Raw genomic sequence first — 14945 nt, 5'->3', positions numbered from 1 at the left:
TCGACAGGCGTCAGTCCTGCTGCTTGGCAAAGACGTAGCCGACGCCGCGCACCGTGAGGATGCGCTTGGGGTCTTTCGCATCGGTCTCAATGGCGCTGCGGATGCGGCCCATGTGCACGTCGATGGAGCGGTCAAAGGCCTCGAGTTCGCGCCCGCGCACCGCTTCCATGATCTGGTCGCGGCTGAGCACGCGGCCAGCGCGTTCGGCCAGTGCCACCAGCAGGTCGAATTGGTAAGAGGTCAGCTCGCAGGGCGCGCCTGCTACCGACACGCTGCGCGCGTCGCGGTCGATCTCCAGCGAACCGAAGCGCATCACCTTGTGGCCGCCGGCTGCGGCGCTGGCGGTCTCGCCGCCGCGACGCAACACCGCACGAATACGCGCCAGCAGCTCGCGTGGCTCGAAGGGCTTGGGCAGGTAGTCGTCGGCACCGATCTCCAGGCCGACGATGCGGTCCATCGGATCGCCCTTGGCGGTCAACATCAGCACGGCCGTGTGCGCGGCATTGCCGGCGCCCGACTGGCCCTTGATGCGGCGACACACCTCAAGGCCATCCATGTCGGGCAGCATCAAGTCGAGGATGACCAGGTCCGGCGGGCTGGCTTCGAGTGCGGCCAGACCGCTGGCGCCATCAGCAGCGTGGGTGAAGCCGTAGCCGGACTGGCGCAGGTACTCGCCCACCATGGTGGCGAGGCGGGTGTCGTCTTCAATCATCAAAAGCTGTTGTGTCATGGTCTGATCCGCTGTGAAAGAGGTCGTCCTCCGTGGGGTCTGCTGGTTGACTGTGTGGGCTTGTTGCATCGCCTCATGGTGCGCTGCAAGGACCAAGTGCGCTTGAAGCCGCCGTAAAGTTCACGTAAACCGGCGTTGCAATCCATCAGCGGTGCAACAAGCCCTGATGCCGCCAGTCGGCCCTCAGTCTGCCCGGCGTGGTCCGAGCCGCGACGCGAAAGCCACCAGTATTAGCACAGGCAGGCCCAGCAGGGCGGTGGCCGTGAAGAAGTTGGTGTAACCAAACGCATCCACATACTTGCCGGAATAACCCGCCAGAAACTTGGGCGCCAGCAGCATCATGGAGCTGAACAGCGCGTACTGCGTGGCCGAGTAATTGATGTTGGTCAGGCTCGACAGGTAGGCAATGAAGGCCGCCGAGGCGATGCCGCTGGAGAGGTTGTCGGCCGAGATCACGAAGATCAGCGCATTCACGTCATGCCCGCGCGAGCCCAGCCACGCGAACAGCAGGTTGCTGCCGGCGCTCAGTGCTGCGCCCATCATCAGCACGCGCATCACGCCAAAGCGCATGGCCAGCGCGCCGCCCACAAAGGCACCCGCCAGCGTCATGATGACGCCGTAAATCTTGGTGACCGCGGCCACCTCGTCCTTGGTGTAACCCATGTCCACGTAAAACGGATTGGCCATGATGCCCATCACCACATCGCTGATGCGGTAGACCGCGATCAGCGCGAGGATCAGCATTGCCTGCTTGCCATAGCGACGCAGGAAGTCGGCGAAGGGGTCAATCAGCGCGCCCCTGAACCATTCGGCGGCGTTGCGCGACGGTGTGAAGGCGCGCGCAGCGGGCTCGGACGACAGCAGCACCGTCACCATGCCCAGCAGCATGGAGGCTGCCATCACCAGATACGCCACCTGCCAGGCGCCGTGCTGGTAATTGCCGGCATCGGCCACCTCGGCACGGGCGGCGATCCAGAGCACGCCGGCACCGGCCCAGATCATCGCGATGCGGTAGCCGGTCTGGTAGGCCGCTGCCAGCGCGGCCTGTCGCTCGGTGCCGGCCGATTCAATGCGGAAGGCGTCAAGCGCGATGTCCTGCGTGGCCGAGCCGAAGGCCACCGCCAGTGCACACCACACCACCGGCTGCAGTGCCACCTTGGGGTCAGTGAGCGCCATGCCCACCAGCGCAGCGACGATCATCGTCTGCGACAGCAGCAGCCAGCTGCGCCGGCGACCCAGCAGCCGCGTGAGCAGCGGGATCGGCAGGCGGTCCACCAGCGGAGCCCAGACCCATTTGAAGCCGTAGGCCAGACCGACCCAGCTCAGGTAGCCGATGGTAGTGCGGTCAATGCCGGCCTCGCGCAGCCAGAAGCTGAGCGTGCCAAACACCAGCAACAGCGGCAGACCGGCCGAAAACCCCAGCAGCAGCATGCGCACCGTGGCGATCTCGGTGTAGACCCGCCACACATCGCGCCAGCGCGTCGAGGCAGCCGGTGCCGGGTCAGCGAGCGGTGTGGAGATGGCGGATTTGTCTGACATGGCGGGAACGATTTGTGACTATTATTGACGCATGTGCCTTCTGTGTGATCTCAAAAGTCCGACAACACGCCCGACCGCATCCCTCTGGCAGGGGCGCCGCGGCTTTCTGCTCGCGGCGGCTGGCGTGGCCACCTCCGCAGCGGCGGGCAGCGCGCTGGCCCAGGTCGAGGTGGGCCCGGCCTCTGGTCTGCGCAAGCTGGTGCCGGCCGATGAGCTGGAGAGTGCGTCCACGCAGGAATACAGCAAGATGTTGGCGCAAGCCCGCGCCCAGGGCGCACTGGCGCCGACGGGGCACCCGCAGCTGCAGCGGCTGCGTGGCATTGCCAACCGGCTGGTGCCGCAAACCGCGCAGTGGAATGACCGCGCCCGCCAGTGGAAGTGGGAAGTCAACCTGATTGGCAGCAAGGAGCTCAATGCCTTTTGCATGCCGGGCGGCAAGATCGCGTTCTATACCGGCATTCTGGAGCAGCTCCGGCTGACCGACGACGAGGCGGCGATGATCATGGGCCACGAAATGGCACATGCGCTGCGCGAACACGCGCGTGCCCGCATCGCCAAAAGCCAGGGCACCAGCACACTGCTGTCGCTCGGCTCGCAGCTGCTGGGTCTGGGCCAGCTCGGCGATGTGGCTGCCAGCATCGGCACCCAGCTGCTCACGCTGCGCTTCAGCCGCGACGACGAAAAAGACGCCGATCTGGTCGGCCTCGAACTGGCCGCCCGGGCCGGTTACAACCCGCAGGCGTCGGTGAGTCTGTGGGAAAAGATGGCGCAGGCTGGCGGCGGCGCCGGTGGCCCCAGCTTTCTGTCGACCCACCCGTCTGGCCCCGAGCGCATTCAGCAGCTGCAGGCCAATGTGCCCAAGGTGCAGGGCTTGTATTTGCGCGCACGCGGTCAGGGTTAGCACGGGCACGTCATCCTGCTCCAGACCTCATGGCCACGACCAATCCCGCATTGCTGGCGTTTCTGGAGCAACAGAAGGCCGAATATCGCGCTGCGCTGCCGGCCCGGCTGGCAACCCTGACCTCGCTGTGGGCCGAGGTGCAGGGCGGAACCGCCACACCGGCGACCCTGGCCGATCTGGAGCGGCAAGCCCACGGGCTGGCCGGTTCGGCGGCGACTTTCGGCCTTGCGCCCCTGGGCCTGGCCGCACGCGCAGTCGAGCTGGGCATGGAGCCCTGGGTGACCAAAGGCCCGCCGCTGGACGCCGCCACGCTGGAAGCGGTGGGCCGTGCCATGACCACCTTGCTGGCCAGTGCCCGCGAGGCAGGCGTGTGACAGAACCCCATGAATACGGCGGGGCGCTGACATGAATCAAGCAAAGCCGCCGTATGCGTACACCCCACATCGCCAGACACTCTGTCATGGCGCAAGATAGGGGGCCGGTGCTGCTGTGTCAGTTTCGGCCACCGTTATCCAATTGAAGGCATCATGCTCGCACCCGTGAACCCCCCCGACGAACACGCCCGCCTGGACGACCTGCTGGCCTCGCGGCTGCTGGACAGTCCGCCCGAAGAGCGATTTGACCGGTTGACCCGCCTGGCGCGCAACCTCTTCGGCGTGCAGACCGCGCTGGTGTCACTGGTGGACAAGGACCGTCAGTGGTTCAAGTCGAGGCAGGGGCTGGACGCCAGTGAGACCCCGCGCGACATCTCTTTTTGCGGGCACGCCATCCTGCAGGACCAACCCTTCGTGATTGAAGACGCCAGCAAGGACGCGCGCTTTGCCGACAACCCGCTGGTGACGGGCGGACCCCACATCCGTTTTTACGCAGGCATCCCGCTGCGTGGCCCTGCTGGCTACAAGATTGGCACGCTGTGCTTGCTGGACCCGGTGCCCCGTGCGCTTGGCGAGGAAGACCGGCGCTCGCTCACCGATCTGGGCGTGCTGGTCAGCGCTGAAATTGCCAACGAGGAACTCAACATCGCCGTTCACAAGGCCCGCGAGAGCACGCAGCGCCTGCGCCAGATCACCGATGCGGTGCCGGCGCTGATCGCCTACCTCGACAAGGACGAGTGCTTCCGCTTCCACAACCGCGCCTACCGCGAGGTGTTCGGCCTGTCTGACCAGCAGATTGACGGCCAGCCTTTGGCTACAGTGCTGGGCGATGCAGGCTATGCGGTCGCACGGGAGCGCGTGGCCCAGGTGCTGGGCGGCCAGGCCGTGCACTACGAGCGCCAGTGGATCACCCCGGAAGGCCAGCGCCGGCAGTACGCGATGGACTACTTCCCGCGCTTCGGCGAGGGGGCGAACAGCAAGGAAGTGATTGGTTTCTTTTCACTGGGCACCGACATCACCGAGCTCAAGCGGATTGACCGCATGAAGACCGAGTTTGTCTCCACCGTGAGCCACGAACTGCGCACGCCGCTGACCTCCATTCGTGGCTCGCTGGGCCTGATCGCGGGCGGTGTGGCCGGCACCATTCCGGAGCCGGTGCGCAATCTGGTGGGCATTGCCAAGAGTAACTGCGAGCGGCTGATCCGGCTCATCAATGACCTGCTCGACAGCGAGAAGATCGAGTCCGGCAAGATGCGCCTCGATTTGCAACCGGCCGATGTGCGGCCCCTGATCCAGCAGGCGCTGGCGGCCAACGAGGGTTTTGCAGCCCAGCACCAGGTCAAGCTGGTCCTGCAGGCGCCGGATGAGCCGGTGTGCGTGCGCGTCGATGCCGACCGGCTCACGCAGGTGGTGACCAATCTGGTCTCGAACGCTGCCAAGTTTTCACCTGCCCAGGGTGCGGTGGAGGTGCGTGTGAAGCGGCAGGATGGCCGCGTCCGCGTCGAGGTGGCCGACCACGGCCCCGGCATCCCCGAGGAATTCCGCAGCCGCATTTTCCAGAAGTTCTCGCAGGCCGATGCGTCGGATGCGCGGCAGAAAAGCGGAACGGGCCTTGGCCTGAACATCTCCCGCGCGCTGGTCGAGAAGATGGGCGGCACCATCGGCTTTCACAGCGAAGCCGATGTCGGATCGACCTTCTTTTTCGAGCTGCCCGAGTGGACCGAGCCGGCTGTCCCTGAAGCAACGCCCGACAGGCGGATGCCGGCCAGCCCGCGCATCCTGATCTGCGACGCCGATGCCGACGTGGCCAAGCTGATCAGCATGATGCTGGAAAAAGCCGGCTTCGTATCGGACGCCGTTCACGACGAGGCTTCGGCGCTGGAGCGGCTGGCCGCTGGCCAATACGACGCGGTCACAGTGGACATGAAGCTCGCCGGTCCGGGCGGCACGCCATTGCTGCACGCGCTGCGCACCAACGAGAAGACACGCGATCTGCCGGTGATCGTCATCTCGGCCCAGGCGTCGTCTGGCGAGCTGCAACTGAGCCACAAGCCACTGGCGGTGTCGGACTGGCTGGAAAAGCCGATCAATGAGAACCATCTGGTGCAAAGCGTGCGCCGGGCGATTGCCGGCATGCCCGGTGGCAAGCCGGTCATCCTGCATGTGGAAGACGACCTCGATGTGCAGCAGATCACCGCGTTCATCGCGCAGGACCTCGCCGAGTTCGAATTTGTGGGAACCCTCGCGCAGGCCCGTGCCCGGCTGCGGGATCGCCGGTTTGACCTGGTGCTGCTCGATCTGGCGCTGGGTGAGGAGTCCGGCTGGGCGCTGTTTGAAGACATCGACCGCCTGAACCCCCGGCCACCGGTGATCGTGTTCTCTGCCAGCGACGCCGAGCGCCCCGAAGGCACCCAGCCGCAGGCCATGCTGGTGAAGGCCACCACCTCCAACGAGGAGCTGCTCACTACAATCCAGAATGCCTTGCGGATTCCGGTGAAGCCGGCGCCCGCAGCGTCTTCCGCGCCTTCCCCGTCTTCCCCCCAGCCCTGACCGACTGCTTGCTGTTAACCAACTGACCGACCATGCCCAAACCGCTGACCCGCATCCTCTACGCCGAAGACGAGCCCGACATCCGCATGGTGGCGCAGATGGCGCTCGAAGCCGTGGGCGGCTTCACGGTGATTGCCTGCGCCTCTGGCCAGGAGGCGGTGGCGGCGGCGCCCGGTGCCAACGCCGACCTGCTGCTGTTCGATGTGATGATGCCAGGCATGGACGGCCCCGGCGCGTTGCAGGCCTTGCGCGCCATGCCTGAAACCGCCCACACGCCGGTGATCTTCATGACGGCCAAAGTGCAGGCCGCAGAAGTGGCGCATTACAAGAGCCTGGGTGCTGTCGAGGTGATCCCCAAGCCGTTTGACCCGATGGAGCTGTCGGCGCAGATTCAGCGCATCTGGGCTTCGTTGGACTGAATCACCAACCCGACCGGCCGGCCCAGATTGACCTGTGTGAGGCGCGGAGCCGTCACGCCACGATAGGGAAGGTGACGGCCACAAAGCAGGCAAAGGTCAGTGCATTGGCCAGCGCAGCCACCGCCGGATGCCCGGTACTCGCGAACGTCCAGCGGCTGAACAGGCCATACACCACAAACAGCAGCAGGATGGCGGGCACGATGATCGCCAGAAAAAACAGCTTGGCCGGGTTCAGCGCAATTGCCAGCACCAGCGACAGCAGAAAGCACACCTTCGTCACCAGATAGGCGCCGCGTGCGGCTCCGGCATCGCGCGTGAGCCATTCATCGGCGATGAAGTAGGGGAGGGTGCCCAGGCACATGGCCAGGATCAGCGGCAACCTCGCTGGCTCTGGTTGTACGTTGAACACATAGCTGTCGACCGGCAGGCCCACCGCAAACAGCGCGTAGGCAGTCGCCATGGCAACGGCCAGAGCGGCTGCGCGGCGGCTTCCCACAGCCACACCGGCAAATGCACCCGGCATAGTACGGCGCACGAGCGCCATGCCCAGAAGGGTCAGCAAGCCATACAAGGCAAAGTGCATCACCAGATAGTCGCCAAGCAGCAGTGGCAGCAGGTTGCCAGGCATCCTCCACAGCACCAGCGGCGTGATCACGGCGGGCAGCACCGCCAGTGGCAGGTAGCTGCGCCGGATCGGCCCCCACCAGCGCATGCGCGCGCGTGGTGCCGCGTCAGAGTCAGAGCGGGCCACGCGGGGCAACAGCCGGGACAGCGGCCATGCCAGCCCCACCACACCGGCCAGCAGCCAGCCGAGCCAGGGCCCGCGCGAATCGGTGAAGGCTTGGGCGGCAGGCGGGCGACCCCACGCTGCGCTCAGCCAGTCCAGCGTCTGCTTCAGCGTGGCGCGGCTGTAGAGCACGGCGATGTGTTCCACGCCCGGCGCCAGCGTCGCCTTGCGCGCGGTGCCGTCTTCAAAGCGGCCGTAGGTGGTGTCGAGCTTCGCATCGGCCCCAGCCACCCGGGCGACGACGCGCAGGGCCTCGTCGGCCATCATGGCGGGCTCCATCGCACCGGCCACCACCAGTAGATTGCGGGGGCTGTTGCCGGGGGTACTGGCGCTGATGCTGGGCGCAAACAGCGACACGCCGACCGTGGCCACCACGTCCGGGTGCGCCTGCGCATGCCGCACCACGATGTCTGAGGCCATCGAGTGGCCAACCACCGCATAGCGCCCATCGCCGCCCTTCGCCTGCGACAGTTGGGCGGCGAATGCGCCCATTTGTGTCATGGCGGCCAGCAGGCTTTGCAGGCTCTGGTCGGTGTCGGTGATTCCGCCTGGCATGGGCGCCGGGTTGCGGCCATGGCCCGGAAAGTCAAAGGTGATGGCGGTAAAGCCGTTGCGGGCCAGCGTCAGCGCAAACGGTTGCATCAACTGCTGCGAGCCGGCAAAGCCGTGGGCAATCAACACCACCGGTGCGCTGATGGCACTGGCCACACCGGCGGCTGGCGCGGGGCGGAACACCGTCACGGGTGTGGTGCCAAGGCGCTGGCGGTCAATCGACACGCCATCAAAGGCGGCTTCCAGTTGCCACACGCCCACCAGGATGGCGACGACTGACACCAGACCGACCAGGCCCGCCAATGCGCTGGGCCAGCGGTTGTTGGTGCGCGTAAGCGTCATGCGCTGCGTTGCCCTGCAAGGGCAGTGGGGGCAGTCAAAGCGGGGGCCTGGCGCATGCCACCGATTCTGCCGCAGGCGGTCTGGGTTATCCTCTGCCCTCCCGCACCGCGTGGAGGCCGCCATCTCCGGCCACACGCCGCGACCCTTCCCGAAAGACCTGCCCATGAGCGCCACCCACCATGAACGGATTGACGAGCCGATTGCAGGCCACAATCTTCCGCTGCTCTACAACATGGTGTACTGCAGCCGCGCAGCGCCCGGCGTGAATGCGGAGGCGGTGGACCGCATCATTGCGTCCTCGCGGCGCCACAACCCGGCGCGTGGCATCACCGGCCAGCTCGCCTTTGGCAGCGGCATCTTCTTCCAGTGGCTCGAAGGCCCCCGCGCCAGCGTGCTGCAGCTGATGGAGACGCTGCAGACCGACCCGCGCCACGAAAGCATCGTGCTGCTATCCAGCGATGAGGAAAGACGTGAACGCATGTTCCCCGGCTGGGACATGGAGCTGGTCACCGAGATGGATATTCGTGAGGTTCTGATGGATGCCATTGCGAGCGCAGAAGACCCGAAGAATATCGACGCACTGAACCTGCTGGTTGCGCAGCTGGACTCCGGCGAACTCAGCAATCTCGGCAGAGACTGAGCTCCGGCCAATTCACCGCGTCAGAGCGTGAAGTCGTAGCCGATGGTCATCGGCGCGTGGTCCGAAAAGCGCTGGTCCTTGTAGATGTGCTCCGTGCGTGCCAGCGCTGCGAAGGCGGGCGTGGCGAGGTGGTAGTCGAGCCGCCAGCCGACGTTCTTCGCGTAGGCCTGGCCACGGTTGCTCCACCAGGTGTAGGCGGCGTCGGTGGTGGTCGGCTGGAGCTTTCGGTACACGTCCACCATGCCCCCGCCGCGCAGAGCAGGCCCCTGACGTTCGGTCAATTCTTCGGCGGCGGCATTGGTCAACTCGGCGTCGCGCAACAGCTCGGTCATCCACGCGCGTTCCTCCGGCAGGAAGCCGCTGTTTTTCTTGTTGCCCTTGAAGTTCTTCAGGTCGATTTCCTGATGGGCGATGTTCACATCACCGCATAACACGAAGTCGCGGCTTTGCTTGAGTTCGAGCAGCCGCGGATAGAACTCCGCCAGAAAGCGGAACTTGGCGGCCTGGCGCTCTTCGCCTGAAGACCCGCTCGGGAAGTAGCAGCTGATGATCGACAGTTTGGGGCTTTGCGTGCGCCCCGGCCGGTCAAAGCGCAGTTCGATGTAGCGGCCTTCGGCGTCGAACTCGCCAGAGCCGTAGCCGATGATCACATCGCTGGGTTCGTGGCGGGTGTAGATGCCGACGCCGGAGTAGCCTTTTTTCTCGGCGAAGTGAAAGTGCCCCTTCAGGCCCGCCAGCTCCTCGAACTTGCCGCGCACATCGTCGGCTTGGGCCTTCAATTCCTGCACGCAAATACAATCCGGTTGGTACTGGGCCAGCCAGTCCTCCAGCCCCTTGCTGGTGGCGGAGCGGATGCCGTTGAGGTTGAGGCTGGTCAGTTTGAACATCGGTTTTTCTAGAAAAGGCGTTCCATGGGCATGGCGGAGCAGAACAACAACAAGAGCAACAACAAGAGCGGCGCATCGTCCCCGGACAGCGCGCTGGCGCAGGAGTTTGTGCAGTTTGCCGTGGAGTCCGGCGTGCTGCGTTTCGGGCAGTTCAAGACCAAGGCGGGGCGCATGAGCCCCTACTTTTTCAACGCTGGCCTGTTTGATGACGGCGCCAAGCTCGGCCGGCTCGCGCAATTTTATGCGCGCCATCTGCTGGCCGAAGAAAAGCGCACGGGCCTCTCCTTTGACATGATTTTCGGGCCCGCCTACAAGGGCATTCCGCTGGCCGCAGCGGTCGCCATTGAGCTGTCGCGCCTGGGCCGCAACTTCCCGTTTGCCTACAACCGCAAGGAAGCCAAGGACCACGGCGAGGGCGGCACGCTGGTGGGTGCGCCGGTCAAGGGGCGCGTGCTCATCATTGACGACGTGATGTCAGCCGGCACCGCCGCGCGCGAGTCGATTGCCATCATCCAGGCTGCCGGCGCCACGCCGCACGCCGTGGCGATTGCGCTGGACCGGCAGGAAAAAGCCACCGAAAACGGTCAGGATGTCGACTACAGCGCTGTGCAGTACGTGACACGCCAGCTTGGCCTTCAGGTTTGTGCCATTGCGCGTTTGACCGACTTGCTGCAATATCTTGTTACACAAAGTGATGCGAAAAACGCACAGGCAGCCGGAACACCGGATGCACTGGCGCTTCAAAAGCATTACGAGTCTGTTTTGGCTTACCGGGAACGCTACGGCGTCGATTAAGGAACTGGATGCGCTGTCGAAAGCGGTGGATGGTGGCAGTGGCCCTGACGGTGCTTGTCGGGGCTGGCCCCAGCCGTGACGCCGTGGCGCAGGGCATCTACACCTGCGTGGATGCCAAAGGGCGCAAGATCACCGCCGACCGCCCCATCGCGGAGTGCATGGACCGCACCCAGAAAGAACTGAACCGCACCGGAACCATCAGGCGCGAGCTGCCCCCCGTGCTCACGGCAGAAGAGCGGGCGGCGCAGGAGGCGAAGGACAAGCAGGCCGCCGAAGCCCGGGCCCGCGAAGCGGAGGAAAAACGCCGTGAGCGCGCGCTGCTGCAGCGCTACCCGGACCGCGCATCGCACGACCGGGAGCGCGCCGCCGCCCTGGCGCACATCGACGAAGTGATCAAGACCGCCAGCAGCCGGACCCCGCAGCTGGCCAGCCAGCGCAAGGCCCTTGACGGCGAGCTGGAGTTTTACGCCAGTGACCCGAGCAAGGTGCCCGCCAGCTTGAAGCGCCGAATTGAGGAACACGAGAGCGGCGTGGCCGCGCAGAAAAAATTCATTCAGGACCAGGAGCAGGAAAAAAAGCGCATCAACGCGCGCTTTGATGAGGAACTGGTCAAGCTCAAGCAGCTCTGGGCGATGACGGGCAAGAGCTGAGCCCGCACCCCAGGCCCCAACCTTTCGCACCGACCCCGATGAACCCCTCAGACCCGATGCAGGCCCTTTACGACTCGCCACCGGTGGCGCAGCTGCGCGCCGATCTGGCGCTGGCACTGCGGGCCGCCGCCCACCATGGTCTGGCCGAAGGTGTGTGCAACCACTTCAGTGTGGAGCTGCCCGACGGCTCCAATCGCTTCCTGCTCAACCCGCGCGGCCTGCTCTGGCGTGAGGTGCAGGCCGACGACATCGTGCTGATCGATGTGGAAGGCCGCAAGCTGGCTGGCCGGCATGCGGTGGAGCCCACGGCCATGTTCATTCACGCGGCGATCCACCGCATCGTCGGCAAGGCCTGTGTGATGCACACCCACATGCCCTACGCCACGGCGCTCACACTCACTTCCGACCGCGCGCTGGACACCACGCTGTCGCAAAACGCGATGCGCTTTCATGGCCGTACGGCGGTCGATGCGAACTACAACGGGCTGGCGCTCGGCCCACCGGAAGGCGAGCGGATTGCCCGGGCCATGGGCAGTGCGGAGGTGGTGTTTCTGGGCAACCACGGCGTGGTGGTATGCGGTGATCGCATCGACTACGCCTATGACGACCTGTATTACCTGGAGCGCGCCTGCACGCTTCAGGTGCTGGCGCAATCGACCGGCCGGCCCTTGCAGCCCGTAGCGGCTGACATCGCTGAGCGCGTGGCCGCCGAAACGCTGGGCGAGCGCCTGCAATCCGAGCTGTTCTTCGAGGCGCTGCGCCGTACCCTTTGACGGGCCGCTGACCCGCACAGGTCAGCCGAGTTTCTTCTTCAACAGTTCGTTGACCTGCGCCGGGTTGGCCTTGCCCTTGGTCGCCTTCATGGCCTGACCGACCAGCGCATTCATCGCCTTGGCATTGCCGGCTTTGACTTCCTCGACGTTTTTGGCGTTGGCGGCCAGCACCTCGTCGATGATTTTTTCCAGCTCGCTGGTGTCGCTCATCTGCTTGAGGCCTTTGGCTTCGATGATGGCGTCGGCGTCGCTACCTTCGCCGGTCCACAGGGCGTCAAACACCTGCTTGGCGGCGTTGTTGGAGATGATGCCCGCATTGATGCTTCTAACGAGCTGGGCTAGCTGATCAGGCTTCACGACGGACTGCTCGATGGATTTCTCCTCTGAGTTCAGTCTGCGTGATAGCTCTCCCATGATCCAGTTCGCAGCTAGCTTTGGTGGGACGGGATTGCCACTTCCATAAACGACGCTCTGGAAATAGATCATCGTCGCCTTGCTCTGGGTAAGCGAAGACGCGTCGTATTCCGTCAAGCCCAGCTCCGTAACATAGCGCTCTGCGATTTTCCTTGGCAAGTCGCCCATACCCAGCTTTACCTGCTCCACCCATTCGCGCGAAATCACCAGCGGCGGCAAGTCCGGGTCGGGGAAGTAGCGGTAGTCGGCGGCATCTTCCTTGGTCCGCATCGACCGCGTCTCGCCGGTGTCAGGGTCAAACAGCACGGTCGCCTGCTGGATGGTCTTCCCATCCTCGATCTGTTCGATCTGCCAGCGCACTTCATAGTCAATCGCCTGCTGCATGAACTTGAAGCTGTTCAGGTTCTTGATCTCGCGGCGGGTGCCCAGCGGCTCGCCAGGCTTGCGCACCGACACGTTGGCGTCGCAGCGGAAGCTGCCTTCCTGCATGTTGCCATCGCAGATGCCGATCCAGGTGACGATCTTGTGCAGTTCCCGGGCATAGGCCACCGCTTCGGCAGACGAGCGCATGTCAGGCTCGGTCACGATCTCCAGCAGCGGCGTGCCGGCACGGTTCAGGTCAATGCCGCTCTGGCCGATGAAGTCTTCATGCAACGATTTGCCCGCGTCTTCTTCGAGGTGGGCGCGCACCAGACGCACCGACTTTTTTTCGCCATTGAGGAAGAACTCCACCACACCGCCTTGCACCACCGGAATTTCAAACTGGCTGATCTGGTAGCCCTTGGGCAGGTCAGGGTAGAAGTAGTTCTTGCGGGCGAACACGCTCTGCTCGGCGATGTGCGCGTTGACGGCCAGACCAAACTCGATGGCGCGCTGTACGGCGCCCTTGTTCATCACCGGCAGCGCGCCGGGCAGGGCGAAGTCCACCGCCGAGGCGTTGGTGTTGGGCTCGGCACCAAACGAAGTTGAGGCGCGACTGAAAATTTTCGATTGCGTGGTGAGCTGCGTGTGGGTCTCGAAGCCGATGACGACTTCGTAGCCCTGAACGAGCGGAGAAGATGTCGTGGTGTGGGTGGTCGTGCTCATGCTCAGACTCCGGGCGCGCGGGTGTGCCAGTCGGTCGCCAACTGGAACTGATGGGCGGCGCCCAGCAGTTGCGCTTCCTTGAAATAGTTGCCGATCAGCTGCAGGCCCACCGGCATGCTGCCACCCCCTGGTGATGAAGCAAAGCCGGCCGGCACGCTCATGCCGGGCAGGCCCGCGAGGCTGGACGACAGGGTGTAGATGTCGGCCAGGTAGTTGGCCACCGGGTCGGACTTGTTTTCACCCAGCTTCCATGCCACCGTGGGCGACACCGGGCCGGCGATCAGGTCGCACTGCGTGAAGGCGGTCTGGAAATCCTGCGCGATCAGGCGGCGGATTTTCTGCGCCTTTAGGTAGTAGGCGTCGTAATAGCCGTGCGAGAGCACGTAGGTGCCAATCATGATGCGGCGCGTGACCTCGTCGCCAAAGCCTTCGCTGCGCGACTTCTTGTACATGTCGGTCAGGTCGGTGTAGTGCGCCGCGCGATGGCCATAGCGCACGCCGTCAAAGCGGCTCAGGTTGCTGCTGGCCTCGGCGGGGGCGATCACGTAGTAGACGGGAATCGATAGCTCGGTCAGCGGCAGATCGACCTCAACCAGCCGTGCGCCCAGTTTTTCATACTCGGCCAGCGCCGCGCGCACGGCGGCCAGCACGTCAGCGGCGCAGCCCGCGCCAAAGAACTGTTTCGGCAGACCGATGCGCAGGCCGTCGAGCGGTTTGCCGGAGCTGGCCGTTTGCGCCAGCAGGGGCGTGGCGTAGTCGGTGGCGGGCAGGTCCAGCGAGGTGGAGTCGCGGTCCGGGTCGGGCCCGGCCATGGCGGAGAGCAGCAGCGCGCAGTCGAGCGCGCTGCGCGCCATCGGGCCGGCCTGGTCGAGGCTGGAGGCAAACGCCACCATGCCGTAGCGCGAGCAGCGGCCATAGGTCGGCTTGATGCCGGTGATGCCGGTGAGCGACGCGGGCTGGCGGATGGAGCCGCCGGTGTCCGTGCCTGTGGCGGCAGGCACCAGGCGCCCCGCCACCGCTGCGGCCGAGCCGCCCGAGGAGCCGCCCGGCACGCGTGAGGTGTCCCACGGGTTCTTCACTGGCTGGTAGGCGCTGTTGTCGTTGCCCGAGCCCATGGCGAATTCGTCGCAGTTGAGCTTGCCCAGCGTGACCATGCCGGCGCCCTCCACACCGAGGTTTTTCACCACGGTGGCATCGAAGGGGCTGCGGTAGTGCTGCAGCATTTTCGAGCCGGCAGTCGTCGGGAAGTCGCGCGTGACAAACACGTCCTTGTGCGCCAGCGGCACGCCCAGCAGGGGTGTGCGTTCGCCAGCGGCCAGACGGGCATCGGCGGCGCGCGCCTGTGCCAGCGACACTTCGGCGTCAGTCGCGAGAAAGGCGCCGAACTGTTCGCCCTGCACGCGGGCCAGGAAATGCTGCGTCACTTCAACGCTGGAGACCTTGCGGCTGGCCAGTTGTGCGGCCAGTTCGGCCACGCCCAGGTCATGCAGGTCAGCGGTGGTGGTG

Annotated in this window: 14 protein-coding genes; 8 read left to right on the top strand and 6 right to left on the bottom strand. The window is 65.1% G+C overall.

Annotated elements, in window-relative coordinates; all coding sequences use genetic code 11:
• Nucleotides 1-10: 10 nt before the first annotated feature.
• Both AAG793_RS12905 and AAG793_RS12900 read right to left on the bottom strand, forming a co-directional pair.
• Complete coding sequence (locus AAG793_RS12905; protein ID WP_341908714.1) at nt 11-730, bottom strand: response regulator transcription factor; 720 nt, start codon at nt 728-730, stop codon at nt 11-13.
• Nucleotides 731-913: 183 nt separating this feature from the next.
• Nucleotides 914-2269 carry an AmpG family muropeptide MFS transporter gene (locus AAG793_RS12900; RefSeq protein WP_341908713.1) on the bottom strand — a complete coding sequence of 452 codons (1356 nt, stop codon included), beginning with the start codon at nt 2267-2269 and terminating at the stop codon, nt 914-916.
• A gap of 31 nt (nt 2270-2300) precedes the next feature.
• Here AAG793_RS12900 and AAG793_RS12895 point away from each other — a divergent pair, with 31 nt between their 5' ends.
• The 4 genes from AAG793_RS12895 to AAG793_RS12880 all read left to right on the top strand — a co-directional run bounded on the left by AAG793_RS12895 (nt 2301) and on the right by AAG793_RS12880 (nt 6513).
• Entirely contained in the window at nt 2301-3170 is an 870-nt protein-coding gene (locus AAG793_RS12895; protein WP_341908711.1) for a M48 family metallopeptidase, read from the top strand.
• A gap of 29 nt (nt 3171-3199) precedes the next feature.
• The gene (locus AAG793_RS12890; protein WP_341908709.1) at nt 3200-3544 is read left to right on the top strand and encodes an Hpt domain-containing protein; all 345 of its coding nucleotides are present in this window, start codon (nt 3200-3202) and stop codon (nt 3542-3544) included.
• A gap of 153 nt (nt 3545-3697) precedes the next feature.
• Nucleotides 3698-6094: an ATP-binding protein gene (locus AAG793_RS12885; protein WP_341908705.1), complete on the top strand. Its 2397-nt coding sequence runs from the start codon at nt 3698-3700 to the stop codon at nt 6092-6094.
• Nucleotides 6095-6126: 32 nt separating this feature from the next.
• Complete coding sequence (locus tag AAG793_RS12880) at nt 6127-6513, top strand: response regulator (RefSeq protein ID WP_341908703.1); 387 nt, start codon at nt 6127-6129, stop codon at nt 6511-6513.
• Between the two features lie 52 nt (nt 6514-6565).
• Here the strand turns inward: AAG793_RS12880 and AAG793_RS12875 are convergent, their stop codons facing one another.
• Nucleotides 6566-8194 (bottom strand): alpha/beta fold hydrolase, encoded by a 1629-nt coding sequence (locus tag AAG793_RS12875; protein WP_341908700.1) that lies wholly within the window; start codon nt 8192-8194, stop codon nt 6566-6568.
• Nucleotides 8195-8357: 163 nt separating this feature from the next.
• Between AAG793_RS12875 and AAG793_RS12870 the strand changes: the two genes are divergently transcribed.
• Nucleotides 8358-8834, top strand: coding sequence for a BLUF domain-containing protein (locus AAG793_RS12870; RefSeq protein WP_341908698.1), 477 nt, complete (start codon nt 8358-8360; stop codon nt 8832-8834).
• A 20-nt stretch (nt 8835-8854) separates the two neighbouring features.
• On the opposite strand, the gene AAG793_RS12865 is transcribed toward AAG793_RS12870, so the two are convergent.
• Entirely contained in the window at nt 8855-9721 is an 867-nt protein-coding gene (locus AAG793_RS12865; RefSeq protein WP_341908695.1) for an exodeoxyribonuclease III, read from the bottom strand.
• Between the two features lie 30 nt (nt 9722-9751).
• Here AAG793_RS12865 and pyrE point away from each other — a divergent pair, with 30 nt between their 5' ends.
• From pyrE to AAG793_RS12850, 3 genes are read left to right on the top strand one after another with little or no spacing between them, the layout of a single operon-like run.
• Nucleotides 9752-10516, top strand: coding sequence for an orotate phosphoribosyltransferase (gene pyrE, locus AAG793_RS12860; protein WP_341909124.1), 765 nt, complete (start codon nt 9752-9754; stop codon nt 10514-10516).
• A gap of 8 nt (nt 10517-10524) precedes the next feature.
• Nucleotides 10525-11166, top strand: a complete 642-nt coding sequence (locus AAG793_RS12855; RefSeq protein WP_341908693.1) for a DUF4124 domain-containing protein — start codon at nt 10525-10527, stop codon at nt 11164-11166.
• Nucleotides 11167-11204: 38 nt separating this feature from the next.
• Nucleotides 11205-11939, top strand: a complete 735-nt coding sequence (locus AAG793_RS12850; RefSeq protein WP_341908691.1) for an aldolase — start codon at nt 11205-11207, stop codon at nt 11937-11939.
• Between the two features lie 21 nt (nt 11940-11960).
• On the opposite strand, the gene gatB is transcribed toward AAG793_RS12850, so the two are convergent.
• Together gatB and gatA are read right to left on the bottom strand one after the other, a co-directional pair.
• On the bottom strand, nt 11961-13439 hold the full coding sequence (gatB, locus tag AAG793_RS12845; protein ID WP_341908689.1) for an Asp-tRNA(Asn)/Glu-tRNA(Gln) amidotransferase subunit GatB: 1479 nt from the start codon (nt 13437-13439) through the stop codon (nt 11961-11963).
• A gap of 2 nt (nt 13440-13441) precedes the next feature.
• The gene (gene gatA, locus AAG793_RS12840; protein ID WP_341909122.1) at nt 13442-14929 is read right to left on the bottom strand and encodes an Asp-tRNA(Asn)/Glu-tRNA(Gln) amidotransferase subunit GatA; all 1488 of its coding nucleotides are present in this window, start codon (nt 14927-14929) and stop codon (nt 13442-13444) included.
• Nucleotides 14930-14945: the final 16 nt, after the last annotated feature.

This window comes from Polaromonas sp. YR568 (genome assembly GCF_943372955.1).
GTDB lineage: Bacteria > Pseudomonadota > Gammaproteobacteria > Burkholderiales > Burkholderiaceae_C > Polaromonas.
This window is presented reverse-complemented; position numbering and strand designations above follow the sequence as displayed.

What these genes read in the sequence shown, in the direction of transcription:
- pyrE (WP_341909124.1), top strand. Translation starts at nt 9,752, where the DNA reads ATGGCGGAGCAGAACAACAACAAGAGCAACAACAAGAGCGGCGCATCG.
- AAG793_RS12890 (WP_341908709.1), top strand. Translation starts at nt 3,200, where the DNA reads ATGGCCACGACCAATCCCGCATTGCTGGCGTTTCTGGAGCAACAGAAG.
- AAG793_RS12900 (WP_341908713.1), bottom strand. Translation starts at nt 2,269, where the DNA reads ATGTCAGACAAATCCGCCATCTCCACACCGCTCGCTGACCCGGCACCG.
- AAG793_RS12895 (WP_341908711.1), top strand. Translation starts at nt 2,301, where the DNA reads ATGTGCCTTCTGTGTGATCTCAAAAGTCCGACAACACGCCCGACCGCA.
- AAG793_RS12880 (WP_341908703.1), top strand. Translation starts at nt 6,127, where the DNA reads ATGCCCAAACCGCTGACCCGCATCCTCTACGCCGAAGACGAGCCCGAC.
- AAG793_RS12850 (WP_341908691.1), top strand. Translation starts at nt 11,205, where the DNA reads ATGAACCCCTCAGACCCGATGCAGGCCCTTTACGACTCGCCACCGGTG.
- AAG793_RS12875 (WP_341908700.1), bottom strand. Translation starts at nt 8,194, where the DNA reads ATGACGCTTACGCGCACCAACAACCGCTGGCCCAGCGCATTGGCGGGC.
- AAG793_RS12885 (WP_341908705.1), top strand. Translation starts at nt 3,698, where the DNA reads ATGCTCGCACCCGTGAACCCCCCCGACGAACACGCCCGCCTGGACGAC.
- AAG793_RS12865 (WP_341908695.1), bottom strand. Translation starts at nt 9,721, where the DNA reads ATGTTCAAACTGACCAGCCTCAACCTCAACGGCATCCGCTCCGCCACC.
- gatB (WP_341908689.1), bottom strand. Translation starts at nt 13,439, where the DNA reads ATGAGCACGACCACCCACACCACGACATCTTCTCCGCTCGTTCAGGGC.
- AAG793_RS12870 (WP_341908698.1), top strand. Translation starts at nt 8,358, where the DNA reads ATGAGCGCCACCCACCATGAACGGATTGACGAGCCGATTGCAGGCCAC.
- AAG793_RS12905 (WP_341908714.1), bottom strand. Translation starts at nt 730, where the DNA reads ATGACACAACAGCTTTTGATGATTGAAGACGACACCCGCCTCGCCACC.
- AAG793_RS12855 (WP_341908693.1), top strand. Translation starts at nt 10,525, where the DNA reads ATGCGCTGTCGAAAGCGGTGGATGGTGGCAGTGGCCCTGACGGTGCTT.